We start from the raw sequence: 24519 nt of genomic DNA on the forward strand, positions 1-24519 counted from the left end.
GAGGAGTCTCGTTGACCGGGATTTCGGCTCGTCCCTAATGTCCCGAGCCGACGGCAATCCATTGTCTGGAGAATCCGATGAGAGCTAAAGGCATCACTTACGACACCGGCTTCACGCCCAGTGGGCGGAGTTCGCGGCCCGTCTTCGACGCGGAGGCGGTGCGACGGGAAATCCGTGTCATCGCCGACGAGTTGCACTGCGACGCCGTGCGGATCACCGGCGGCGACCCCGACCGGCTGGCGGTCGCCGCCGGGCACGCCGCCGACGCCGGACTGGAGGTCTGGTTCTCCCCGTTCCCCTGCGAACTGTCCGCCGCGGAACTGGTGCCGTACTTCGCCGACTGCGCGGACCGCGCCCAGGAAGTGGACGCGGACGTCTTCGTCACCGGCTGCGAGCTGAGCCTGTTCACCCCCGGCTTCTTCCCGGGAGACAACAGCCTCGCCAGGATCGACACCCTGGTGGGCGGCGCCCCTGAGGCACTGGCCAAGGTCGCCGAGGTGCCCGTCAAGCTGGACCCGTTGCTCGCCGACGCTGCGGCGGCGGTGCGCGAACGGTTCCGCGGCAAGATCACCTACGCCTCCGGAATATGGGAACAGATCGATTGGACGCCCTTCGACATCGTGAGCGCGGACGCCTACGGCGACCCCGGGGACGTCTTCCGCCGGGGCTTGCGGGAATATTTCCGGCACGGTAAGCCGCTCGCGGCAACCGAGTTCGGCTGCTGCACCTACCGGGGCGCAGCCGAGCGCGGCGGCATGGGCTGGGTCGATGTCGTCGATCACGACGCCGATCCGCCCCACATCAAGGGCGACTACGTCCGGGACGAAGAGGAACAGGCCCGCTACCTGCGCGAGATGCTGGCAGTCTTCGACGAGGAAGGTGTGGACACCGCCTTCTGGTTCACCTTCGCCGGCTACGAGTACCCGCACCACCCGGACCCGCGCTTCGACCTCGACCTGGCCTCCTACGGGGTCTGCAAACTCCTGCCCGACGGCAGCCTCGCCCCCAAGCGGTCCTTCCACGCCATGGCCAAGGCATACCGGTGAAGCGCCGCACGGCTACCCGGTGAACACACCACATATCGGCAGAAGCTTCTCGGGCGCGCGATGAAAGGGCGGTGAAAGCGCTTGCCGTCAGCCTGGCGGTGCGTGGACCAGATCGAAAGGGCGAGACGGTGAGCCGAGGGGCGCGATCCGCTGCGGCGCTGGCATTGGCGGCGTTGCTCGCGGCCGGTGGGTGCACGTCGACCGACGAGCCCCCGCCCGTACGGCCGAATCATCCCAAGACCGCGGTGCCCGCGGACCGTGATGACCGCGCGGTCGTCGCCGCGCTGCGCCGGATCGACCCGTGCGCCCTGATCGAGCCGGCGGCGGGTGTTCCCGCCGGGGCGTCGGCCACAGCGGACGGACCCCACGACTGCCGGCTCCGGGCGGGAGGCAGCAAGCTCGTCGCGGTGGTACTCGGCACGCCCCTGGAACCACGGGAGCGGTACGACCTGCAACTGCTCGACTTCGGCGGGGTGAAGGGGTATTTCGACCCCGGCCGGGGCGGCATGTGCCGGGCGTACCTTCCGGTGAGCTTCAGCAAGGCGATCCAGTTCCGCGCCGACCGGATCGGCTCGCGCTGCGAGCAGGTGAAGGCACTCGCCGCGGCCGCGGCGGCGAAACTAAACGCACCGGAGTCGCTCACCAACTCGCTGCCGCTGGCCACCTGGGACGCGTGCACCGCGCTCGCCAGCCTGCGCTCGTCCGCCGAGCCCGCGCCCGGCGAATTCATCGACGGCATCGACAAGTGCACGGCCGCCGGACCCCAGGTGACCGTGCGGCTGGACTACGGCGACGACCCCGGGGCGGAAGCGGAAACCGCCGAACAGAAGATCATCACCATCGCCGGGAAACGGGTCCGCTCCTACGCCATTCCGCAGTGCGTGCTCGCCTGGAGCCAGCAACCGGCGGCACCGGGTAACCGGACGGCGAATGTGGAGATCACGGCGTCCACCTGCGAGCAGGCGCGTTCCCTCGCGGAGACGGCGATCCGCAGGCTGGGTGAAGCGCCACCGCCCGCCACCACGCCGCAGCATCCGTTGACCTACCGGATGGACGAGCCGGACGTCGCCGCGGCGGGCGCGTGTGCCGACACCAGGGACGCGGTCGACTGCGAGCCGTACCACGAGATCGGGCTGCCCGCTGGTAGGGACGCGGTGCTTCGCGTGGCCGCGGTGGACCCGAACGCGCAGTGCGCCCTCGCGCTCGGCCCGGTGCGCGGCCATTTCGGCCCCGCGATGACCCCGGTGACCATGAAACGATCGGACACCGCCGCATCCCGCCAATGCCTGTTCGTCGAACCGTCCCACGGAATCGAGGTCGGCGTGCACCTCGCGGTCACCCCCGACGACCCGCCGCCCTTCCCCCGGAACGGCGGCGGGGACATCACGCTCGCCGGGCGCACCGGGACCGCGACCGACCTCGAGGACACCCCCAGCGGCGCGGGGCGCGGGCTTTCGATCCCGCTCGGCGACCAGCCGGACTCGGGCGCGCTCCGCGTCTGGGTACGGCTGGCGCCACCCCGTGGTACGGAGCCGAAGCAGCCCGTCGACGCCGCGAAGGCAGCGCTCGTCGACCGCGTGGTCACCGACGTCCTCACCCAACGGCTCTCCTGACCGCAGCTCCGCCGCGGTTCACGCGGGCTTCTGACCCCGGGTGCAGACGAACTGGTAGAACCACGCGCGGAATCGCGGGTCGAGCATCAGGTCGCGGTATCGAGCCAGCTCTTCGCCGGTGATCCCGGCCCGCAGCAGCGGTGCTTCGAGTTGACGGACGTAGTTGCGGTTGAGCAGGCACCCGGTGGTGCCACCCGTCGTGGTCTGCGAGCGTTCGAGGCTGTGGATGTTGGTCAGACCGGCTTCGGCCATGTGCTGGTCGACCTCGTGCGCCCAGGTGAAGGAGACACCCGCCGCGCGTGCCACGGTGTTGTGGCCGATGTCCTGCACCCGGTTGAACAGTTGCCGGTCGGCACGGATGGGCGCGGACAGGACCCGTCGCGGGCGGTTGCTGAATTCGCCGATCACCAGCCACCCGCCGGGCGCGAGCGCGTCGGCGAGGGTCCTGAGGATGTCCGCGCGGCGTGGCAGGTGCATGAGCAGGAGGCGGGTGTGGATGAGGTGGAACGGCCCGTCGACCGGCAGACCGTCGTTGATGTCGTGCCGGTGCACCTCGATACCCGGCCCCGGCACGAGGTAGCCGGTGTCCAGGTCGACCGAGACGACCGTGCCGCCCGGGCCGGTTCGTTCGGCGAGCCAGCGGGTGATCGAGCCGCCGCCGGCGCCCAGATCCAGGCAGCGCCGGCCGGGTTCGATCCCGATCTCGTCGAGGCACGCCGTGGTCGTGCCGTCCAGCAGGCGTTCCAGGTGGTCCATCTGCTCGCGCCCCAGTTCGGAGCCGGTGTCCAAAAGGTACTGGGGTGTGGTGTGCATGCCGGATGTCATCTCTGCGCGGTTTCCCCTCGTCTCGGTCGTGGCCGGGGACTACCGTGCGTTTCCGCCCTTTCTCCGTACTTGCCTCGCGATTTCCTTTAGGCTGGCCAGTTGAGCCGAAAGCCGTGCGGGAGGGAGTGCTGGTGCGGTTCGATGTGCTGGGTCCGCTGCGGACGCACCGTGGCGGCGAGGTGGTCGCGGTCACCGGGGCGTTGCGCCGGGCCCTGTTGGCCGTGCTGCTGGCCCGCGCGAACGAACCGGTGCCCGCGGACGTGCTCCTCGACGCGCTCTGGGGTGGACGGACCGGCGACGGCAGCGTGCAGCGGCTGCAGGTCAACGTGCACAGGTTGCGCGGGACGCTCGACGATCCCGAGCGGCTTTCCTTCGGCCCGGGCGGCTATTGCCTGCGCGTACAGCCCGATGAGCTGGACGCTGAGCGGTTCGGCGCCCTCCTCGACACGGCCGACGGTGTCGCCGCGGCCGACCCGCGGCGATGTGCGGAACTGATTCGCCAGGCACTGGCCCTGTGGCGCGGCACTCCGTATCAGGGCGTGGATGTCCCCGATCTGCTCGGCGAAATCCAGCGGTTGTCCGAGCGCAGGCTGGTGGCGGCGGAACAGCTCTACGCCGCGGAACTGCGCTGCGGCCGGCATGCCGAGATCACCGGTGAACTGGCCGACCTCGTGCGCCGGAATCCGCTGCGAGAACGGTTGCACGGATTGTTGATGACGGCGTTGTACCAGAGCGGGCGGCAGGCGGACGCCCTGGCGGCGTACCGCCGCGCGCGAGACGTCCTGGCCGAGGAACTCGGGCTCGACCCGGGACCCGAACTGCGGACCCTGGAAAGGCAGATCCTCCGGGGCGAACCGATCGAACTCGCCGCACCGGCACCGCGGAACACCGCCCCGGCTCAGCTCCCGCTCGACGTGTCCGGGTTCGTCGGCCGGACGGCAGAACTCGCTCAGCTCGACCGGCTGCTGACCGAGAACGGGGCGACGGCGCCGGTCGCGGCGGTCACGGGCACCGCCGGGGTGGGGAAGACCGCGCTGACGGTGCGGTGGGCGCACCGGGTCAAGGACCGGTTCCCCGATGGTCAGCTGTATGTCGACCTGCGCGGATACGGCCCCGATCACCCCCTGTCCCCGGATGACGTGCTCGCGGTCCTGCTGCGCACCCTCGGTGTGGACGGCGCCGCCATCCCCCAGGAGCTGACCGAACGCGCGGCGCGCTTCCGCACCGTGATCGACCGGAAGAACCTCCTGATCCTGCTGGACAACGCCCACTCGGCCGCGCAGGTACGGCCCCTGCTGCCGGGCACAGCCACGTGTCTCGTGGTGGTCACCAGCCGAGACTCCCTCGCCGGGCTCGTCGCCCGCGAGGGCGCGCACCGCGTCACCCTCGACCGCATGACCGCCGGCGAAGCGCGCAACCTGCTCGACGAGTTGCTCGGCGATCGCTGCGACACCGAACCCGAAGCCACCGCCCAGCTGATCGAGCACTGCGTCCGGCTGCCGCTGGCCCTGCGCATCGCCGCCGAACGGGTCCGCGAACGACCGCACCACGTGGCCCACCTCGTCGCCGAACTCGCCGACGAGCAAGCCCGGCTCGACCTGCTCGACAGCGGTGACGACCCGGACGCCTCGGTGCGCGCCGTGTTCTCCGCTTCCTACCGCCACCTCGAACCCGAGGCCGCCCGCCTGTTCCGGCTGTTCGGAGTCCACCCCGGACACGACCTCGACGCCTACGCCCTCACCGCGCTCGCCGGCGGCGACAACCCGCGAACCACCCGGCGCCTGCTCGACAAGTTGGCACGGGCCCACCTCATCGACGAGACCGCCGACCATCGGTACGTCCAGCACGACCTGCTCGCGACCTACGCCGCCGAACTCACCGAGACCATCGACCCGCCGGCCGAACGCGCCACCGCGTTCGCCCGCCTGCTCGACTACTACCTGCACACCGCATCGCGGGCGGTGCAGTTCATCGCCCCGGACGAACTCGAGTTACGCGAACTCGAGTTACCTGGCGTCGTCGGTTCCCCGGTCACCGCGGCGCCGAACCTGTCCACCTACGGCACGGCGCTGCGCTGGCTCGATGTCGAACGCGCCAACCTGATCCGCGCCGCCGAAGCGGCGGCGGCACGTGACCTGCCGGCCTACACCACCGGTTTGTCCCGGGTGCTGTCGTGGTATCTCGACGTCGGCTTGTACCTCGATGAAGCCCAGCAACTCCACACCAAAGCTCTCGACATCGCGCGCGAGCAGGACGATCCCGTGGCCGAGGGTATCGCGCTCCGCGCCCTCGGCCTGGTGCACTTGTGCGCGCACCGGTTCGCCGAGGCGGAGCAGAGCTTCGAGGAATCCCTGGCCCTCCACGAAAGGGCAGGCACGCGGGTCTTCCAGGCGACCACCCTGAACCATCTCGGCGCCTTGTGCGGCTTCGCCGGCCGAGTGGAAGAAGGAATCCGGCACCTGCGACGGTCCGCCGACCTGTTTCGCGAGTTCGGTCACCGGCTGATGGCCCAGCGGCCGCTGACCACATTGGGCCAGCTGCATCTGCGCCAGGCCCAGCCCGAGGCCGCGCTCAGCTGCCTGCGTCAGGCAGCCACCATCGCCACGGAACACGACTACCCGCCCGGACAGTTCCTGACCTCCTATGCCCTCGCCGGGGCCTATCGCGACACCGGCCGGTATTCCGACGCGCTCGACTGCGCACACCGGGCACTCGCCCTCGCCCGCAGCTCACATTTCTCCGTCCACGAGGGAATCACCTTGTACCGCCTCGGCACGATCCACCTGCGGCTGGGCGACTACGACCAGGCACAACAGCACCACCGCCAGGCGCTCGCGATCGCCCGGACCTTCTCCAGCACGCAGCTCGAAGCCATGGCGCTCAACGGAGCGGCCGAGACACATGCCGCCGCGGGAGCGGTAGCCGAAGCGACCCGCTGCTACCTCGACGCGATGACCGCCGCCACCAACCGCGGCGCACGGTACGAACAGGCCCGAGCACACGCCGGCCTCGGCGACATCCACCAGCGACAAGGCGAACACGACAAGGCCATCGAACACTGGAAACACGCACTCACCACCTACCACGATCTTCGAGCACCAAAAGCCGCGGAGGTATCGGCGAAGATCACCAAGGCTCAGGAAAACCCCGCCCGGTAAGACAGGCAAGCGCCCACCCCTAATCCGGTCGTTTGTTACTCGAGTAGTTTTCTGCCCTGTTCGTCGCAGGGGAGGCTGCCTTGGCCGTACGCTCGGGTGAACTCCACGGTCAGATCCGTTTCCTGGTGCGCCATCGCGTACGGTTCCACCGAGATGATCCCGCCGATCGGCCGGTCGACGTCCCGGATCAGCAGCAGCGACAGCGTCAGCAACATGGTGATGACGGCCAAGCCCGCGACTTCCGCGCCCTTCCTCCGCCGGGGAAGCGCGAAGGCGAACGCCATGATGGTGATGGCCAGCGTGAGCAACATGAACCAGTAGACGACGTCTGGAATCGCCGGTCTCGACTCGGCGACCCGCTGCCCGCGTCCTTCGTCGCGGCTTTTGTCCGCATCGACAAGTATTTCGAAAGAGGTATCCGTGTGATCCATTTCCCGCAACGGCACATTGAAGTCATTGGCCCAGAACGAGACCTCGGAAGCGCGCCGCCCTTCGGCCATCGCGGGCCATTCGAGCGCGTGCACCGCCCTGGCGTAGCACACGGCGTCGGCTTTGATCCGCTCCCGCTGGGCGGCCGGGGCATAGTCGGCCACTTCGAAGAAATGGTCCAATGCGTGCGCTTCAACCCTGGCCGCGTCCTCAGCGGCGTTGTACGATTCCGCGGCGGTGACGAGCACGAACGCGAGCACCAGAACCGCCAGGGTTTCCAGCGGACTGGTCAGATCCTTGATCGTGATAGCCTCGGTGTCCTCACCCCTCATCCGCTTGCGGTGAAAGTGATTCGCCAGCAACCCGATGACAAGCGCGACACCGACCGCGACGACAGTGACAACCATAGACACCCCTGGCGCCTGCTCGGACGAACATAGTGGTGCCTATCAGGATTGTCCGCTCCCCACTGGAAGTCACGTCCGGCCACCCGATCCATGTCTTCCTTACTCCACTTCGGTGCACCGGTATCCCGCTCGGTAATCAGCAAGCACCGAGTTTCATTCAAATGCCGCCTCGAGATACCGGCGAAATCACGTCAAATGCGGGAACAGATGTGGCCTCGCGGCGTGGTGGTCAGCGCACTACCTCGGCGACGGCGAGCATGTTGCCCTCGCTGTCGCGGAACCAGGCGGCCCGTTCACCGCGGCCCTTACTCGGGTAGTAACCCTCGATGTCCATGATTCCGTTCACCGCGCCGTCGTACTGCTCGAACACCACCCCGCGGGCGCGCAGGTCAGCGACCGCCGCCTCGATGTCGTCGACGTAGAAGGTCATCTGCGTGAACGAGCCGTCCGCCGCGCCGGCCGAGGCGAACAGGCAGAAGACACCCGCCGCGCCCTCATAGCGCAGGCCACCGTCGCGTTCCTCGGCCGGTTCGAGGCCAAGCTTCTCGGCATACCAGCGGCGGGCCCGAGCAAGATCCTGAGCAGGGATGCGAGCCTCGATCCGCGCGTTGTTCAGCATCCTCACATGTTAACCAGATCCGACGCGCAGACCGGCAGCGCGCGGCCGATCCGCGGCGCGCACCGGCCCGGGTGGGGTTTCTCGGTAGGGCTTCTCGAGAGGTGCTCGGCGTGCTCGATGCGGTGTGGGGGAACCTTGCCTTCCCGCGTGCACCGAAGGCCGCATTGATGCTCATCTACTCACGGAACGGGGAACTCGGGCTACCGAAACGGGGAACACACCCGACCAGAACGGGGAACTCGCGGCAGCGGAGCTTGACCTCCGGGCACCCCATGAGCACGGCACCACGCCACGCACTGCGAAAGCCTCAGTGGGGCGGCTTCAGTTCTACGACCAGTCGGCGCAGGGCACGACCTCGAATCCCCGGCTGGGGAAGACGGCGTCCATGAAGAAGTCGTGCATCGCCTGATCGGCGTCTCCGCAACCGTCACGCAGCACGGTCACCTGGTAGCCGCGGTCCGCCGCGTCGTAACACGTCGCGGCCACCATCGCGCTGGTCGCGACTCCGGCGATCACGAGGGTGTCCACGCCACGGGCGCGGAGCACGAGGTCGAGATCCGTGCCAGCGAACGCGCTGGCACGGCGTTTCAGCACGACGACGTCCTCGTCGGCGACCGGCAGATCGATCTCGGTTCCGGCCGATCCCTCGTGGAAGGCATCCCCGGCGTCGTAGAACGTCCGGTACAGCTCGTTACCCGGCGGCAGGTCGGCCCCGTTGCCCCGGAAGGCGAAGTGCACGAACACAACGAGCACACCGGCCGCCCGGGCACGTGGCAGCAGTTCGGTGATCGGCGGCACGACCTGCCCGGCGAACGGGTAGCTGCCCGTGATCCCCCGCTGGAGGTCACCGATGATCAGTGCAGTGGTCAAGACAGGCTCCCGTCCCTCCGCCCCTCCGGCGGCCATGATGATCGCATTTGGTCAACAGTGCGTAGGTGAAGCTACCGGCCGCGATCTCAGGCTGTGGCCGAGCGCCGCGCCCGACAGATCTTGGAAGCGTTCGATTTGACGCGCTGCGCGCACTCCCCCGGCAGGTTCAGGTTGTCGTCGCGGAGCGATCCGTGGCCGCGGTGCGGAAGCGCCGCGTGAGCAGGACCGCCGTCGCGGCGAAGCCGACGCACAGCCCGGTCCACACGCCCCAGCCGCCCCAGCCGAAGGCGTACGCGCACACGGCCATCGTGGGGACGCCGACCGCCCAGTACCCGACGAGTGTGCACCGCAGTCCCGACGCGGTGTCCCCGAGCCCGCGCAGCAGGCCCACGAGGATGTTCTGGCTGCCTTTGCTGTACTGCTGCGCGACCGCGAACAGCAGCAGGGTCGACGCGGTGCTCAGCACCGCCGCGTCCGCGTTGTCGCGCAGGAACGGCCACAGCATGGCTTGCGGCACCAGCACGTAGCCCAGGCTGACAACCGCCATCAACGTCCACGACAGTGTGAAGGCGCGCCGCGCTATCGTCGACGCCAGCCCCTTCTCGCCCTGGCCGACCGCGCGACTGACCAGTATCGACGAGCCCTGCGACAGCCCGATGTTGCACTGGTAGACGATGTAGGCGAGCTGGTTCGCGACGTTCGACGCCGCGAGCATCGCGGGGCCGAACGCCCCCATGAGGACCGTCGCGATCGACGTGATCGCGGCCTCCGACCCGTAGGTGAAGCAGATCGGCGTGCCGTGCCGGATGATGTGCCGAACCACCGCTGGATCCGCCCGCCACGCGGTGAGGGACATCATCGTCCGCAGTTCCGGGTCCCGGCGAAGCGTCGAGGCGAACGCCGCGAGCGTGAAGACCTGGACCACCGCCGTCGACAGGCCCACCCCGGCGACCCCGAGTTCGGGCAGCCCCGCCCAACCGTAGATGAACGCGGCGTTGCAGGCGGCGTTCACCGCGATCGACACCAGCGTCACCGCCAGCAGTGAACCGGGGCGGCGCAATCCGACCGCGAACTGCCGCAGCACGTTGAGCCACGTCATCGGGAACAGGCCGCCCGCCAGCGCGAACATCATCGCGCGGGCGAGCGAGACGATCTCGGGCCGCTGGCCCAGCAGCGGCAGCGCCAGGGCGAGGCCGCACAGGACCGCCGCGCCCGCCGCCGCGGTCAGCGTGGCGACCAGGAGTGCCGACCGCAGCAACGAGCGGATCTCGTCCCGCGCCTGGTCGTCGAGTTCGCTCGTGCCGGTGCGGCGTTCGCCCGCTCCGGCCGCCGTGGCCACCAGATTCCCGACGCCGGTCACCATGCCGACGCACATGGTGCGGACCTGGTTGTAGAGCAGGATCGCCAGGCCACCCGCCGCCACCGCGGACACGCCGAGCAGGCCCAGCATGGCCAGGTCGACGCTGGTGAGCGCCACCTGCGCGAGCTGGATCCCCGCGATCGGCGCGGCCAGCGCGACGAGCGCGTGGTAGCCGCGTGCGGGGGCCGTCACCGTCCGGCTCACGCGCTCACCGCCACCGGTGCGCAGGTGGCGAGCCCTCGCTCCACCTCGCGGGCGCGCTGGACAATGGTCATCGGATCTCCTGGATCGGGTAGTCGGTGTCGACGTGCCAGCGGTCCCTGTCGACCACCACCTTTGGTGGTAGCGGCAACTGGTGGAAACCGCTCTCGTTCTTGTCCATCTGGTAGCCCGCGGTGTTGGGGTAGACGATCAGGTCACCCACCCCGGGGCAGCGCGGCAGCTGGACCGCGCGCCAGGTAAGGACGTCGTACTCCAAGCAGCTCGAACCCACGACGGCGGTCCGCACCGGAGTGTCGTCGGCCGGTGCCCTGTCGGCCGGCACCAGGATCGGGTCAGGCAGGAACTCGCTGCCCTTCCACTGTTCGGACAGGCTCATGCTGAGGCCGGCGACCGTGGTGACCAAATGGTCCCCGCTCGCCTTGCGGCCCAGCACCGGAAACGCCGAGAACCCGGCGCCGTCGACCAGCGCCCGGCCGGGTTCGAGCAGCAGCTCGATCCCGGCGTCGCGCAGGCGGTGCGACAGTGGCGCGCCGCCGACGTCGTGCCGCAGGATCGCGGTGACCATCGCCGCACCCGTGGGTTCCTGGTGGTACGGGTAGGTGCGAACCGGATTGCGGCCACCGTGGAACCAGCCGTCGTGCCGGTCCGCCTCGAACCGGCGCCAGTCCTCGGAGTCCACATAGGACACGGCGATCCCGCCGCCGATGCTGATCTTCGACGCGGGGTGCCCGAGCGCGCGGGCGTCCCGGCACAGCGCGATCAGGTGCGCGGCGAGTTCGGCCCGAGGGATCGGATCGTATCCGTCCAGGTGGAACGAGAAGCCGCGTAGTGCGACGGCCGTGCCCGGGTCGGCGCACCGGCGGACCGCGGCCGTGAGCACGTCGGGGGCGAAGCCGAACCGGCTCGCCGGTGCCGTCGGCGGGCGCACCCGCAGCAGCACCTCAGCCGTCTCACCAAGATCACGGGCCAGGCTTGAGACGCGCTCCAGCTCGTCGGCCGCGTCCACCGCCAGCAGGCAATGGTGCCGCAGCGCGAGCCACAGCAGGCCGTCGGACTTGGCTGCGCCGGTCACCCCGATCGCCTCACCGCGCACGCCGTTGCCGAGGGCGTGGACCAGTTCGGGCACGCTCGCCACGTCCACCCCGGCGCCGGGACGCGTGCACTCGCGCAGCCACGCCGCGGCCTTGTTGGCCTTCTTGCCGTAGTAGACGGTGCCGGGGGTGTGCTCGGCGGCGAGCGCGTCGAGCAGGCTGCCGAGATTCTCCGCGAAGGTCGCCGGGTGGATCACGTGGAACGGGCCACCGCCGACCGCGCGGGCGATCTCCCACAGCATCGGGGTGTCACGCAGCTTCGGCGCCCAGGGGCGTTCGACAGCGGGCAGTGGCGGTGACAGGGTGGCGGTCACGACCACAGGGCCACCTCCTGACCTCGGCCCGCCGCGATGGCACGCGCGGCGAGTGCGTGGGCCACCGGGATATCGGTGATGATCATGCCGCTGCTGAAGGCGAACACCCGGTCCTCACCCGTGCGGCGGCCCGCCGCACGGCCGATGAGGATCTCGGGGAGTTCGGCGTCGATGCGGAACACCCCGTCGGGCCCTGCCATGCGCCGGCCGGTCACCTCCACCTGCGCGGCGCTGGTGGCCACCGTGTAGTCGGCCTCGGCGAGGGTGCCTTCCTGGACGCCCTTGCTGGCCACCGAGATCAGCAGTCCGCCCGGCGGCAACCAGCCGAGGCGGATCTTCGGATGCGCCGCGCGGCCGGAAGCGGCGACCACGATGTCGGATTCACGCGCCGCGGACTCCACGTCGTCGACCAGTTCGACCTCGCGTTCCGGGAAGTGCTTGGCCAGCGCCGCGACGCTGTCGCGGATGCCGTCGGGATGCGTGCCGAACAGGCGCAGCCGTTCCAGTCCCGGCAGCACGGTGAGCAGATACGGCAGGGTCCGGATCCCCTGCGCGCCGGTGCCGACCATGAGCGCCGAGCGGGCGCCCGGCCTGGCGCAGGCCCGCGCGAGCAGCGCGGTGCTGGCGGGCGTGCGCGTGGCGCCGACGCGGTGGCAGTCCATGAGCGCGAACGGCGCGCCGGTGGTGTCGTCGTAGAGGGTGATCGTCGTGTAGTACTTCTCGGCCGACGTGCTGCCCTGCCGGTAACTGGTCTTGAAAGCCGCCTGTTCGAGCGAGCCGTCGTAGCCGAGCATCGAGTACGCGACCGCGTCCCGCGCGGGATCCGGCATCGGCACCATCAGCTTGGCCGGGTTCCGCGACGCTCCGGACGCGAACGCCAGGTAGCCGCCTTCGACCATCGTGATCGCCTCGCGCGGGGCGAGTTCGAGAGTGCGCAGGTCTGCTCGGGTGAGGATGTGCAGGGTGGGGCCGGAATTCATGGGATGCCAACCTTTCTCGTGGAGGGTGGTGCCACGCACGCGTCACGGATCTCGCGGACGCGGTCGCAACAGCTCGGCCGCTCGAAGGACCGAACTGGGTCGCGATCTGGTTCAGCGCTGGGCGCCCCGAGGCGCCGGTGGGGTCGGCGGGACGGTAGTCGGATCGGTCACCGTGCGGCAGCGGGTCCACCGCTGGACGAGGCGATCCCGAGGGTCGGTGATGGTGTCGGGCTCGGCCGGTGGCGCCGCGTCCAACAGGCCATGGCGCGCGCAGTAGTCGTCGTTGTAGACGGTGTCGAAATACCGGTGGGGACCGTCCGGGAACACGGCCGCGACCCGCACGTCGGGGTCATGCGTCCGGGCGACCCATCCGGCGACCAGGGCGACCGCGCCGACGCTCCACCCGCCGGTGGCGTGATGGACGGCGGCCAGCGTGCGACATGTCCACACCGCTTCCTGGGGCGCTACCCAGTGCACTTCGTCGAACGCGGCGTAGTCCACGTTGCGGGGATGGATACTCGAGCCGAGTCCCCGCATCAGGCGCGCGGTCGCGGGCTGCCCGAAAATCGTCGAACCGATGGTGTCGACCCCGATCAGCCGCAGCCGCGGGAAGTAGCGCTGGAGCACCCGGAAGACGCCCGCGGAGTGGCCACCGGTGCCCACCGAGCAGACCAGGACGTCGATCCGCCCGAGCTGCGCGGCGAGTTCATCGGCCATCGAAGCGTACGCGGCCACGTTGTCGGGATTGTTGTACTGATCCGGACACCACGCGCCGTCCTGTTCGGCGAGCAACTGCTGGACCCGGTCACAGCGGGCCTGCTGCCAGCCACCCCGCCGATGCGGGTGATCGACGAGATCGACACGGGTTCCGTGCGCGGTGAGCATGCGCCGCACGATCGGTTCCATCCCGGGATCGGTGACGAGCGTGACCGGATGGCCGTACACGATCCCGGCCAGGGCGAGCCCGAGCCCGAGCGTCCCGCTGGTGGACTCGACGATCGGCGCACCGTCGACGAGTTCACCGCGTTCCTTGGCCTTGGCGACCATGTACAGCGCGGGGCGATCCTTCATCCCGCCGGGGTTGAAACCCTCCAATTTCGCCCAGAAACCGTGACCGGAGCCGGCAATCGGATCCTCGATCCACAACACCGGTGTGTTCCCGACCGCGCGCTCCGGCGAATGGCAGCAGGCGGCACCGGTGATGATCCGCGCCGAGGCGGACGGCACCGAGTGAGGTCTAAGACGCGTGTTCATGACTGTGATCTCCCGTAATCTGCGCAGGCGGAAATCGCGTTCCGCGAAATTGCGGATACGGCGACACCCGGCTTCCCCATGACCAGCTGTTGCGGCATTAATGTGCGGTGAAGCAGCTGCGGAAAATTCCTGCCGCTCAGGTACGGGAAACGCAGTGATCGAGGAGCACTTGATTACCGGATCGACCCGGGAGCCGCGTTTGCCAGGCACGCGCATCGGGACGGGCTTCCGGAACCGGGACGCTCACCTGTGCGCATGTGGCCACTGCGAGCGAGATCTGGTCCGGACCGGGATCCACGTCGTCGCGCGGCTGAATCCGAGCCGGCGCGCTCGACGGATGATGATCCGGATGCTGTTCGTGGTCAGCGGGACACCGCTGGCCAAGGGGCGCCACGGCGCCGACCGGAGATTCCGGGACTACGACCTCGGCGGAATGGGTATGGGAGTGCACGGCGAGCGCGTGCGAGAAGCACATATCCATGTGCAACGCGGCCAGCACCAGTAGGCCCACGGCAACGAAGAACAGGCCCAACCCGCGAGAAGTAGCCGCTCGGACACCCACGGTTCGCACGTTACCAGGATGTGATTGGCCTGGGGTCCTCGCGCGAGGCATCCAGACCAAATGTATCCGAAAGTATTAAGCCGGTATAACAGAAACCATCAACTCGGCTTGGGTCCACGCCACCAAGCCGCGCACCCCGGTTCCCGCCACGGAGCCGGGCGACGCCGCCCCCATGGCGGCCATCCGCCCGCAATACAGTTGAATCCAATACTGTTGAACACCGCGGGTTTCTTTCATCCATTTGGCGGTGAACGGCTCCCTGGCCGCCCATCGCTCGCCGCCTTCGCCGAAGCAGTGGCGGTCGGCGATGAATCAGGTGACCGTGGGCGGGGCAGGCTGCCCGTAGAAGTCCTGCCACGAGACGATCGGGGTGCGTAACAGGCCGACGCCCTCGATCTCCGCCTCGACGATGTCGCCGGGCCGGAGGTAGAAGTCGTGCGGATTGGGGCGGAAGGCAGCCACGCCGGGGATGGATCCCGTGGTGATCAGGTCACCGGCGCTGTATCCCTGCGGCGAGTGGTAGGCGACGAGTTCGGGGATGCTGACGATCATGCGGTTGGTGTTGGAGCTCTGCCGTACGTCGCCGTTGACGCGCAGCTCCATCCGCAGGTCGTGCGGGTCGGGGATCTCGTCGGCGGTGACGACGCAGGGCCCGAGTGGGCAGAACGTGTCGATGGCCTTGCAGAAGGAGATGGCGCCCGAGGCCAGTTCGCGGCGTTGGATGTCTCGCGCGGTGATGTCGTTGAACACCACGTAGCCGGCGATGTGGTCGATCGCCTCCTCGGCGGTGAAGAACTTGCCCGGCTTGCCGATCACGATCGCCAACTCCAGCTCGTAGTCGAGTTCGGAGGTCAGGTGCTCGGGATAGACGACGGGCTCCCCCGGTCCGACGATCGCGTCGACGTTCTGGAAGAACACGATTCCTTTGTGGACCGAATGCGACAGGTTGGCACGCCTGGACTCTTCCTGGTGCTCGGCGAAGTTGCCGGAGGTGTGGAAGAACTTCTTCGGCACGATCGGCGCTCGCAGCCGGACGTCCGCCATCGCGAAGCGCCGGCCGGTCGGCTCCGCGCCCGCGCGCTCGAAGTACTCGCGCACGCCTCGCACGTCGAGTTCGGACACGACGTCCTCGTCCAGCCGGCCGACCAGTCCCGACTCGGTACCGCTGTCGAAGGTGACGAGCTTCATCGTTCCTCCCTACCGCCCGGCCGGATCAAGGCCGCACGGGAACCGGTTCGGTGTCCGCGTCCGCCGAGACGAACTGCACCACCGGTGGCACCTCGCTCCGGCTGATGATCACTTCCAGCACGCCGGGCCGTGCGTCGCCGAGGGCCTGGTACTCGGCCAACCGCGCGGTGAGCTCGTGCCGGTCGGCCGCTCGGCCCACCCACAACCGGTCCGGTGCGCCGAACCCGCGGGCCACGTCGGCGACCGAGATCGGGGCGTACCGGGTGGCTTCCAGCCGGCCGTCGAAGAACTTGTGCTGCCGGCTGACGCACATGCCGTGCTGGTTGTCGTTGAGCACCAGGAACAGGACCGGCACGCCGAGATCGACCGCGGTGTGCACCTCGCTGCCCAGCATGAGGAAGCCGCCGTCGCCGCACACGACCGTGGTGCGCTCGTCCGCGGCGGCGCCGAGCTGCGCGCCGACCGCGCCGCCGATCGAGTAGCCCATACCGCCCTGGCCAAGCCCGGTGATCCCGATGGTGTCCTCGGGCAGGGTGAGCAGGTGCTCGGCCGTCGCCCCGCTGTTGCCCGCGTCGCAGAGCACGTAACCCTTGTCCGGCAAGTACTTCTGCAGTTCCCGCACGGTGTCGCCGAAGCTGAGTCCGGCGGGGTCGTCCCGCGGATCGGTGCCGTGGCTGACATAGCGGGTCAGCTCGTAGGACGCCGGCCGGCCGATCCGGAACGGCGTCTCGGCGAGTTGCCGGCCCAGTGCGGCGAACACCTCGCCCGCGTCGCCGGTCACCACCAGTTCTGTGGGATACGCGTCGCCGCTCGCCGCCGGATCGATGTTGACCAGCACGACCCTGGTACGGGACAGGGCCGGTCCGATGGCCATCCTGGCCATCGTGTCCAGCCCGGTGCCGACCGCCACGAGCAGATCGCAGCGTTCGTTGAGGTACTGGTGCGCGGACGGATTCCCGGTCGCGCCAATGGATCCGAGATACAGGTCGTGGCCGGCGGGGAAGCAGCCGAGCGAGGACATGGTGGTCACCACGGGCAGCTCCGCGGACTCCGCGAACCTCCGCACCGCCGCCGCGTCGGCCGACCGTGCCACGCCGGAACCGAGCACCAGCACGGGGTTCGCGGCGGCCCGGATCAGGCCGAACAGCTTCCTGGTCGCGGCCGCGTCCACCGGCTCCGGCGTGCGCAGCTCGGCGAGCGAGCCGGGCAGATCCGGGGGCCGCTCGCCGACTTCGGCTTCGAACATGTCCCGTGGCACCAGCAGCACCGCGGGCCCCGGCCGGCCGGACAACGCCGTACCGGCCGCCTCCCGAAGTCGGCTCCAGAACCACCCCGGATCGTCGATCCTGGCCACGTACTTGGCCATCGCGCCGAACATCGCGATCGCGTCCACCGCCCGGCCGACGCCGGAGCCGTCCTGGAACGCCCCGCGTCCGGCGAGGTTCGTCGGTGGCTGGCCGATGATCGCCAGCACGGGAACGGACTCGGCATACGACTCGGCGATGCCCACCGCGAGGTTCATCATGCCCGCACCGGAGGTCGCGCAGCACACGCCGAGCGTACGGCGCACCCTGGCCCGCACGTCCGCCATGTACGCGGCGCCGATCTCGCTCCGCGCCAGCACCGACCGGATCCGCTCCGTTCCGGCGCGGCCCAACGCGTCGTGCAGGTGTTCGATGTTGGCGCCGCTGACGCCGAACACGTATCGCAGGTCCCAGCCCGCGAGGGTGTCGACGACGGCGTCGGCGAGCTTCATGCGGAGACGCCTTTCTGCCAGTCGATGACCGCGGCCGCGGCGTAGTCCCCCGCGTGCGAGAACCCGCCGAGTGCCAGCACGTGCCCGGGGCGCAACGCACCGGTGTGCACCGCGCGCTCGATCGAGATCGCGTGTGCGGCGCCGAACAGGTTGCCGTGCTCGGGGAAGGTGTTGATGTGCCGTTCCTCCGGCACGCCGAGCGCGGACGACCACTTGCGCAGTATCACCGGGTGGGACTGGTTGGTCACCAGCACGTCGATGTCCTCGGTGGTGATCCCGGCCTGGTCACAAGCCGCGCGGACCACCTCCGGCACGATGCGCGTGCCGCGTTCGTGGATTTCGATCTGCCGCTGTTTGGTGAAGTCGACGTACAGCGGCCGGCTTCTGGTGTCCCACCACTGCCTGTCCTCGGCACAGGCGATCGCCATGTCGTCGGCGTACTCCGGGTACACCCTGGTGAGCACCGACCGCACCGGAGAGGAGCGGCCGGCCACGACGTAGCCGACGCCGCACCCGTCGCCCGGCGTGACCGCCTGCGGGAGCCGCCGGTTCTCCGCCTCGGTGCCCAACCGCCCGGCGGCGGTCTGCGCGGTGCACAGCAGCGCGGTACGGATGTCCGAGGCCGTCATCATCGCGCGCGCCACCTCGAGCATCACCACGAACGACACGCATCCGGCGTTGTGCAGGTCGATGACCTGCTTGGGCCGCGCGCCCAGGGCTTTCGCGACCGAGGCGCCGCAACCGAGAAACGGCTGGTCCGGCAGACTGACGTTGGTCAGCACCAGATCGATCTCGGTGCGCGGGTCGATGCCGAGGCGGTCGACGAGCTTGCCGGTCGCCCGCGCGATCATGTCGGTGGCCGTCTGCCCCGGCGCGATGAAGTGGCGGAGTTCGGCTCCCCGGAACATGACGGGCGCGGACTCGGCGAGAGTGCCGAAGAACTCGTTGCCCACCACCTGTTCCGGCAGATAGCTCGCGGTGTCCACGAGGCTGATCCGCCCATGCCCGTTCACAGTTCGCGGTGGTCGAACACGCGCTGGGACTTGCGTTCGCTCCTCGGCAGGGAGCCGGGTTCGACGAGCTCCACCCCGACCCGAATGCCGATCTTCTCGCGCAGCCGCCGCTCCAGCTCTCCGGCGATGGTCTTGTCCTCGGCTTCGACCCGGACCGTGAGGTTGTCGCGGCCGCCGAGGTCCCGGTCCACGTGGGCCTGGAACTCCGGCCCGGCGCCGGTCAGCTCGCCCAGCACGGTGTCGACCTGCATCGGGAGGAAGATGACCCCGCGCACCTTGATCTGGTCGTCGGACCGGCCACGGATGCGGCCAATGCGCGGGTACGGGCTGCCGCATGGGCACGGATCCGGATACAGGTGGGTCAGGTCTCGGGTGCGGTACCGGATCAGCGGCGTGGCTTCCTTGTGCAGCGTGGTCATCACGAGTTCGCCGGGCGTGCCCGGTGGCACCGGCTCGAGCGTGTCCGGATCGATGATCTCCACGTGGAAGTGGTCGTTCCACACGTGGATGCCGTCGTGGCGGTCGCATTCCACGCCGATGCCGCCGCCCCAGCCCTCGGTCAGCCCGTACAGGTCGAAAGTCCGCGCGCCGAGCAGCGACTCGATCCGCGCCCTGGTGGCCTCCCCCCACCGTTCCGAACCGGTGAGTGTGGTGCGCAGCGCCAGCTCGGGCCGCAGGCCACGCGTGGCCACCAGCTCCGCGAGCAGCACGGCGAACGACGAGGTGGCCCACAGCACCGTGCTGCGCAGCTCCGTCAGCAGCTCCAGTTGCATCTCGGTGTTGCCGGGGCCGCTCGGCACGGCCATCGCGCCGAGCCGCTCGATGCCGGACTGGAACCCCGTGCCGGCCGCCCACATGCCGTAGCCCACCGCGATCTGCACCCGGTCGTCGGCGGTCACCCCGGCATACCGCAGGCACCGGGTGACCATCTCCGTCCAGTCCTCGACGTCCCGGCCGGTGTACGCGCAGAGGGTGCGCCGACCGGTGGTGCCGGTGGAAGCCTGCACCCGCACGATCCGCTCGGCCGGCACAGCGGCGTATTCCAACACCGGGGTCTGCCGGATCTCCTCCTTCGTGGTGAACGGCAGCCCGGCCAGGTCCGCCGGCTCGGTGACGCTCTCCGGTCGTACACCGGCCGCGTCCAGTTTCTTGCGCAGGTAGGCCGATCCGGACGAGACCCGCTCGAGCATCGCGCGCAATGCCGCGGGATCCACCGGTGCTGTCATGTGAGTCCACCATTCGGTCGTCGCCGTATTCGCATATTCAGCTCCGCGCCGCACACGGCGACATCAGTCGCCGACGCGTCCGGGCACGCCGTCCAGCCACCGGTCGGCGAACCGGTCGGCGGTTGCCTGGTCCCGGAATCCATAGGTCTTCATCAGCCAGCGAGTGCGGGCACGTTCCGGGTCGTTGATCTCGATGTGCTCGCGGTTGTGCAGCCCCTCCTGGTTGGCGAAGGTGAACAGGTCGCCGGTGCGGATGCGATGCCGAGCCTTCTCCACTCGCGCCAACGCGTTCTTCAGGGCGAGCAGCGCATCCTTCGCCTCCGGCGGAGCGTCCGGGGCGACCGTCGTGTGGGTGTCGACATACCGCACGCTGTGCTCGTTGTAGAAGATCGGGTGATTTTCGGAGACGGTCAGCGACTTGTTCTTGTCGCGGGACAGCACGTCGAACGGAGTAAAGAAGTACGGCCGTCGGAGGGTCAGTTGTTCCTGCTCGCTCAGCATCGCGAGGAGGCTCGGACCGGAAACGAAACTGGTGTAGGTGCTGTCGCCGTCCGCACAGCGCATACCGAGCAGGGTGATGAAATCCGCGCGCACCGGATGGGCGGTGCGGTCGTTGTGAAAGGTCAATTCTCCGTCGCTGTACCCGGTCTGCTTGCCGCGGTAGGCGTTGATCGCGATCACGTCGATGAAGAAATCGCCGTTGAACCGGTTCCCGTAGGCCAGCAGCGGCGTGCGGACGAGATGTCCGAACAGTTGGAGAAACGCTTCGGAGACGAACGTGGTCTTCTTCGCGTACTTGTCCGCGAGCGGATCATCCTGATTCAACAGCGGTATGTGCTCGTCCAGGGGGCAGTTGCGCAGCACGTGGGCGTACGGGCCGGCGTTCTCCCGGTCCTTGCGGATTCGATTGGTCACCTCGATCAATGCCGGTGGCACCTCCGCCCGTTCGATCAGCCCGGCGATCTCCCGGCAGAAGCCGACCGGATTCCGGTACGGGTGCGCGTCCACGGTCTGCAGCAACGCGCGCAAGTCGTCGCGTTCGCTGTCGGTGAAGGCATAGGACGGCTGCATAGCGACCTCTGGGTGTCGAAGCGTTCCGTACGGCGTTTGGATCATGCGCTCCGTACGGCGACCATTGCGCTGAGCGAACCTAATGGAACCGCCGCGGTTTGTCACCGGCAGTTAGTTGAACCCTTAGGCCGCACAACCCTGGCCTTCCGCCGACGAGGTGCCACCCGGAAACTACTCGCGAATGGCAGCAAGTGGCCATGTTCGATCTCTGACCGCTGCCAGGCGACACGGTTTGGTTATGCCGCCTCCGGATTGTTGAGCGACGCAGATGCTTCCGGCCGAGAGGAACTCGTTCCAGTGACGGATACAGACCTCACCGATTCACCGAACAGACCCACCACCGTCGAAGTGATCGACTGTACCCTCCGGGACGGCGAACAGACCCCCGGAGTCTGGTTCACCGTCGAGGAGAAGGTGCGCTTGGCGGGCCTCCTGGCCGACGCCGGGATCGGCCTGCTGGATGCCGGCTTTCCCGCCGCGTCCGACGCGGACCTCGAAGCGATGCAGGAAATGCGCCACTCGGGTGTCGCCGCCCGGCTCGGCGCGACCGCACGTCCATTGCGCCGGGACATCGCCGCGGCGGCGAAGGCGCGGGCGGACGAGGTCTTCATGTTCATGCCCACCAGTGACCTTCGACTGCGGGAAACCGTTGGCGTCACCCGTGATCAGGCCGCGCACCTCATGCGCACCGGGGCGGACGAAATCCTCGGCGAGGGCATGGGACTCAACGTGGTGTTCGAGGACTCCACCAGGGCGGACCCGGCACACCTGATCCGGCTGGTCGACGACCTGTGCGCGCCCGGCGCCGTCTCCCGGTTGATCCTCGCCGATTCGGTCGGCTGCGCCCATCCGGCCGGTATGCGTGCGTTGGTGCGAACGCTGGCCGAACGGTTGGATCCGAGCATCGCGATCTGTACGCACGCGCACAACGACTACGGCCTGGCCACGGCGAACACGTTGGCTGCCGTGGACGCCGGTGCCAGGGCGATCACCTGCACCGTCAACGGAATCGGCGAACGGGCCGGCAACGCCGACCTCGCGGAGTGTGTGGCAGCGCTGACCCATCTGTACGGCATCGGCCACGGCGTCCGGGCCGACCGGCTGCCCGAGCTGGCCGGCTTCGTCGAACGCGCCAGCGGGATCCACATGAGCGCGATCAAGCCGGTCACCGGATTCAACGTCTACCGCCACGAGTCCGGTGTGCACGTGGACAGCATGCTCAAGGACACGCGCAGCTACGAAGTGCTGCCGCCGCGATGGACCGGCCGCGAACGCGGCTACGTGCTCGGCAAACACAGTGGCGCGTCGCTGATCCGGCACATTCTCAGCCAGGCGAACCCACCCCGCGACGTCGACGAGGAAACCTCGCGCCGGCTGGTGGAAGTGGTGAAGCAGGCGGTGGAGAACCAGGACAAGACCCAGCACGAGCAGGCGTACGCGGCGAAAGACGCGTTCATCGCGTCCGCGCTGGCCGGTATTTCCCCGGACCTCGTCATCACCGAGTACGACCGGTTGGCCGAAAGCACATGACCGGACGAACGATCGCTGACAAGATCATCGACGCGCACGTGTGCGACGCGGACGACACGGCGTTCTACCGCCGCGTCACCGTCGACGCCGTGCTCGGCCACGACGCCACGACCGCGCTGCTCATCGACGACTTCAACCGCCGCGGACTGTCCATTTGGGACCGCAGCCGGGTCCTGCTGGCCAACGACCACTTCTCTCCACCGGCTACGGCGGAACGGGCCGACATCTCCAACCGGTTCCTCGCGTTCGCGCGGGAGCAGGAGATCCCCAACCTGATGGTGGACCGCGGGATCTGCCACCAGTTGCTGGTGGAGCACGAGCTGTGCCAGGCCGGCGGGCTCGTCGTCGGGGCGGACAGTCACACGGTCATGGCCGGTGGCATCGGGGTGTGCGCGACCGGCATGGGCGCGACCGACATCCTGTTCACGCTGGCGACCGGGACCACGTGGCTACGCCGGCCGCAGACCATCGCGGTGCGTTTTCACGGCACGCTGCCCGGGCAGGCGAGTGGCCGCGACATCGTCCTGGAACTGCTCTCCATTCTCGGCGAAAGCGGCGCGCAGTACCGGTCCCTGGAGTTCCACGACGAGTCCACGCCGCGGTTGCGCCAGGACGACCGGTTCGCCATCGCCAACATGGCCGTCGAGATCGGCGCCAAGTTCGGCGTGTTCGTCCCGGACGAGATCACCGTTGACTATTACGTCAAGCGCGACGGCGCGCTGCTCGGCACCCTCGTGCGCCCGGACGCCGACGCCGAGTACGAGCGAATGATCGACATCGATCTGAGCAAGCTCGATGCCCGGGTCGCCAAACCGTGGTCCCCGGCCAACGTGGTGCCACTACGGGAATTGGAGCCGATCCGCATCACCAGCGCCTTCCTCGGCTCGTGCGCGAGCGGTCGGCTGTCCGACATCCAGGCCGCCGCCGACGAGCTGGCCGACCGAAAGGTGCACCCCGACGTTCGCTTCGTGGTGATCCCGGCGTCGATGGCGGTGTTCGCCCAGGCGCTGCGGGCCGGCTACGTCGAGACCCTGACCACGGCCGGCGCGATCGTCAACCACTCCAGTTGCGGTGCGTGCGGCGGGATCGACAAGGGCGTGCTCGGCGCGGACGACGTGTGCGTGTCCAGCTCCAACCGCAACTTCCGGGGCCGGATGGGACATTGGCAGAGCCGCACGTACCTGGCCAGCCCGCGCACCGTGGCACGGGCAGCGGTACGCGGCGAGCTCGCGCCCGACCTGTACGGCGACCGGGGAGACGACCAACCATGATCACCGGACGACTCTGGCTGTTCGGCGACGACGTGAACACCGATGTCATCCATCCGCCCGCGTTCTACAGCCTGGACCCGGACAAGGTCCGGCGCGGCCTGTTCCACGGCTACGACCCCGACATGCAGCCCAGCGTCCAGCCGGGCGACGTGCTGGTCGCCGGGCGGAACTTCGGCTGCGGGTCGAGCCGGGAAACCTCGATCCGCGCCATCAAACTGAACAACATCGGCGCGCTCATCGCGATCGACTTCGCCCGGATCTTCTTCCGTAACGCGACCAACAACGGCTTGCCCTGCCTCACCTTCACCGACCCGGGAGACCTGTCCCGCCTGCACCAGGGACAACGGATAGCGGTCGACCCGGACGCGGCCACACTGCGGACCGAGCAGGGCGAGGTTCTCCCGCTCACTCCACCGGGCGAATTCGTCCGTCGGATCTGGGCCGCGGGTGGACTGCTCGAGTTGCTCCCCAAGGCGGGTACCGCGAGATCTCAAGATTCTTGAGGCAGGTTGGCCAGGGACTCACGTGCGGCCTCGACCAGGTCGTACCCGCCCCCGGGCGCCGAGCGGCGGAAGTGCTCGGCGATGAGGTCGTCGCGGGGGGTATCCGGTCGGGTCGAGATGTTGTGTGCTGGTACGTGCTGGATTGGTAGCCCGCTCATCGAGGCGGGCGATCGGGAAAGGACGTGCGGGCGGATGACAGAGGCACGATCGT

21 protein-coding genes are annotated in these 24519 nt (G+C 68.9%); 7 read left to right on the forward strand and 14 right to left on the reverse strand.

Going from position 1 to position 24519, the window contains the following annotated elements; genetic code table 11:
- Positions 1–77: 77 nt before the first annotated feature.
- Positions 78–1046 carry a glycoside hydrolase family 113 protein gene (locus FXO23_RS38430; protein WP_158891630.1) on the forward strand — a complete coding sequence of 323 codons (969 nt, stop codon included), beginning with the start codon at positions 78–80 and terminating at the stop codon, positions 1044–1046.
- 128 nt (positions 1047–1174) lie between these two features.
- Positions 1175–2659 (forward strand): hypothetical protein, encoded by a 1485-nt coding sequence (locus FXO23_RS38435; RefSeq protein ID WP_158891632.1) that lies wholly within the window; start codon positions 1175–1177, stop codon positions 2657–2659.
- 18 nt (positions 2660–2677) lie between these two features.
- Here FXO23_RS38435 and FXO23_RS38440 read toward each other — a convergent pair whose 3' ends face one another.
- Positions 2678–3472, reverse strand: coding sequence for a class I SAM-dependent methyltransferase (locus tag FXO23_RS38440; protein WP_158891634.1), 795 nt, complete (start codon positions 3470–3472; stop codon positions 2678–2680).
- A 143-nt stretch (positions 3473–3615) separates the two neighbouring features.
- Between FXO23_RS38440 and FXO23_RS38445 the strand changes: the two genes are divergently transcribed.
- On the forward strand, positions 3616–6642 hold the full coding sequence (locus FXO23_RS38445) for an AfsR/SARP family transcriptional regulator (protein ID WP_158891636.1): 3027 nt from the start codon (positions 3616–3618) through the stop codon (positions 6640–6642).
- Between the two features lie 35 nt (positions 6643–6677).
- On the opposite strand, the gene FXO23_RS38450 is transcribed toward FXO23_RS38445, so the two are convergent.
- The 7 genes from FXO23_RS38450 to FXO23_RS38480 form a co-directional block, all read right to left on the reverse strand.
- Positions 6678–7478, reverse strand: coding sequence for a bestrophin-like domain (locus FXO23_RS38450; protein ID WP_158891638.1), 801 nt, complete (start codon positions 7476–7478; stop codon positions 6678–6680).
- A gap of 229 nt (positions 7479–7707) precedes the next feature.
- Positions 7708–8097 (reverse strand): VOC family protein, encoded by a 390-nt coding sequence (locus tag FXO23_RS38455; RefSeq protein ID WP_158891640.1) that lies wholly within the window; start codon positions 8095–8097, stop codon positions 7708–7710.
- 327 nt (positions 8098–8424) lie between these two features.
- Positions 8425–8967 (reverse strand): cysteine hydrolase family protein, encoded by a 543-nt coding sequence (locus FXO23_RS38460; protein WP_158891642.1) that lies wholly within the window; start codon positions 8965–8967, stop codon positions 8425–8427.
- A gap of 166 nt (positions 8968–9133) precedes the next feature.
- Positions 9134–10531 (reverse strand): MATE family efflux transporter, encoded by a 1398-nt coding sequence (locus FXO23_RS38465; protein ID WP_218952284.1) that lies wholly within the window; start codon positions 10529–10531, stop codon positions 9134–9136.
- A 67-nt stretch (positions 10532–10598) separates the two neighbouring features.
- Positions 10599–11954, reverse strand: coding sequence for a type III PLP-dependent enzyme domain-containing protein (locus FXO23_RS38470; RefSeq protein ID WP_246258275.1), 1356 nt, complete (start codon positions 11952–11954; stop codon positions 10599–10601).
- Positions 11951–12934 (reverse strand): ornithine cyclodeaminase, encoded by a 984-nt coding sequence (locus FXO23_RS38475; RefSeq protein ID WP_158891646.1) that lies wholly within the window; start codon positions 12932–12934, stop codon positions 11951–11953. The genes FXO23_RS38470 and FXO23_RS38475 overlap by 4 nt, the downstream gene beginning before the upstream one ends.
- A gap of 111 nt (positions 12935–13045) precedes the next feature.
- Entirely contained in the window at positions 13046–14188 is a 1143-nt protein-coding gene (locus tag FXO23_RS38480; protein WP_158891648.1) for a PLP-dependent cysteine synthase family protein, read from the reverse strand.
- A gap of 154 nt (positions 14189–14342) precedes the next feature.
- Between FXO23_RS38480 and FXO23_RS38485 the strand changes: the two genes are divergently transcribed.
- On the forward strand, positions 14343–14693 hold the full coding sequence (locus tag FXO23_RS38485; protein WP_158891650.1) for a hypothetical protein: 351 nt from the start codon (positions 14343–14345) through the stop codon (positions 14691–14693).
- Between the two features lie 369 nt (positions 14694–15062).
- On the opposite strand, the gene FXO23_RS38490 is transcribed toward FXO23_RS38485, so the two are convergent.
- The 5 genes from FXO23_RS38490 to FXO23_RS38510 all read right to left on the reverse strand — a co-directional run bounded on the left by FXO23_RS38490 (position 15063) and on the right by FXO23_RS38510 (position 21004).
- Positions 15063–15938, reverse strand: coding sequence for a fumarylacetoacetate hydrolase family protein (locus FXO23_RS38490; protein ID WP_158891652.1), 876 nt, complete (start codon positions 15936–15938; stop codon positions 15063–15065).
- Positions 15939–15963: 25 nt separating this feature from the next.
- Entirely contained in the window at positions 15964–17694 is a 1731-nt protein-coding gene (locus tag FXO23_RS38495) for a thiamine pyrophosphate-binding protein (protein WP_158891654.1), read from the reverse strand.
- Positions 17691–18680, reverse strand: coding sequence for a 3-oxoacyl-ACP synthase III family protein (locus FXO23_RS38500; RefSeq protein WP_158891656.1), 990 nt, complete (start codon positions 18678–18680; stop codon positions 17691–17693). The genes FXO23_RS38495 and FXO23_RS38500 overlap by 4 nt, the downstream gene beginning before the upstream one ends.
- 23 nt (positions 18681–18703) lie before the next feature.
- A complete protein-coding gene (locus FXO23_RS38505) occupies positions 18704–19933 on the reverse strand; it encodes a phenylacetate--CoA ligase family protein (protein ID WP_158891658.1) in 1230 nt (409 codons plus the stop codon).
- Between the two features lie 63 nt (positions 19934–19996).
- Positions 19997–21004 (reverse strand): TauD/TfdA family dioxygenase, encoded by a 1008-nt coding sequence (locus tag FXO23_RS38510; RefSeq protein ID WP_158891660.1) that lies wholly within the window; start codon positions 21002–21004, stop codon positions 19997–19999.
- Positions 21005–21301: 297 nt separating this feature from the next.
- On the opposite strand from FXO23_RS38510, the gene FXO23_RS38515 reads away from it, so the two are divergent.
- The 3 genes from FXO23_RS38515 to FXO23_RS38525 are packed head-to-tail and all read left to right on the forward strand — an operon-like array spanning position 21302 to position 24308.
- Complete coding sequence (locus FXO23_RS38515) at positions 21302–22534, forward strand: LeuA family protein (protein ID WP_158891662.1); 1233 nt, start codon at positions 21302–21304, stop codon at positions 22532–22534.
- A complete protein-coding gene (locus FXO23_RS38520) occupies positions 22531–23805 on the forward strand; it encodes a 3-isopropylmalate dehydratase large subunit (protein ID WP_158891664.1) in 1275 nt (424 codons plus the stop codon). The genes FXO23_RS38515 and FXO23_RS38520 overlap by 4 nt, the downstream gene beginning before the upstream one ends.
- Positions 23802–24308, forward strand: coding sequence for a LeuD/DmdB family oxidoreductase small subunit (locus FXO23_RS38525; protein WP_158891666.1), 507 nt, complete (start codon positions 23802–23804; stop codon positions 24306–24308). The genes FXO23_RS38520 and FXO23_RS38525 overlap by 4 nt, the downstream gene beginning before the upstream one ends.
- Here FXO23_RS38525 and FXO23_RS51170 read toward each other — a convergent pair.
- Positions 24296–24519, reverse strand: a 224-nt coding sequence (locus FXO23_RS51170) for a hypothetical protein (RefSeq protein ID WP_218952285.1), incomplete at its 5' end; no start/stop codon positions are given. The two genes, FXO23_RS38525 and FXO23_RS51170, sit on opposite strands and share 13 nt — an antisense overlap.

Origin of the sequence: Amycolatopsis anabasis (assembly GCF_009765355.1) — a bacterium.
Classification (GTDB): Bacteria; Actinomycetota; Actinomycetes; order Mycobacteriales; family Pseudonocardiaceae; genus Amycolatopsis; species Amycolatopsis anabasis.

What these genes read in the sequence shown, in the direction of transcription:
- FXO23_RS38430 (WP_158891630.1), top strand. Translation starts at nt 78, where the DNA reads ATGAGAGCTAAAGGCATCACTTACGACACCGGCTTCACGCCCAGTGGG.
- FXO23_RS38440 (WP_158891634.1), bottom strand. Translation starts at nt 3,472, where the DNA reads ATGCACACCACACCCCAGTACCTTTTGGACACCGGCTCCGAACTGGGG.
- FXO23_RS38450 (WP_158891638.1), bottom strand. Translation starts at nt 7,478, where the DNA reads ATGGTTGTCACTGTCGTCGCGGTCGGTGTCGCGCTTGTCATCGGGTTG.
- FXO23_RS38455 (WP_158891640.1), bottom strand. Translation starts at nt 8,097, where the DNA reads ATGCTGAACAACGCGCGGATCGAGGCTCGCATCCCTGCTCAGGATCTT.
- FXO23_RS38475 (WP_158891646.1), bottom strand. Translation starts at nt 12,934, where the DNA reads ATGAATTCCGGCCCCACCCTGCACATCCTCACCCGAGCAGACCTGCGC.
- FXO23_RS38480 (WP_158891648.1), bottom strand. Translation starts at nt 14,188, where the DNA reads ATGAACACGCGTCTTAGACCTCACTCGGTGCCGTCCGCCTCGGCGCGG.
- FXO23_RS38490 (WP_158891652.1), bottom strand. Translation starts at nt 15,938, where the DNA reads ATGAAGCTCGTCACCTTCGACAGCGGTACCGAGTCGGGACTGGTCGGC.
- FXO23_RS38495 (WP_158891654.1), bottom strand. Translation starts at nt 17,694, where the DNA reads ATGAAGCTCGCCGACGCCGTCGTCGACACCCTCGCGGGCTGGGACCTG.
- FXO23_RS38505 (WP_158891658.1), bottom strand. Translation starts at nt 19,933, where the DNA reads ATGACAGCACCGGTGGATCCCGCGGCATTGCGCGCGATGCTCGAGCGG.
- FXO23_RS38510 (WP_158891660.1), bottom strand. Translation starts at nt 21,004, where the DNA reads ATGCAGCCGTCCTATGCCTTCACCGACAGCGAACGCGACGACTTGCGC.
- FXO23_RS38520 (WP_158891664.1), top strand. Translation starts at nt 22,531, where the DNA reads ATGACCGGACGAACGATCGCTGACAAGATCATCGACGCGCACGTGTGC.
- FXO23_RS38525 (WP_158891666.1), top strand. Translation starts at nt 23,802, where the DNA reads ATGATCACCGGACGACTCTGGCTGTTCGGCGACGACGTGAACACCGAT.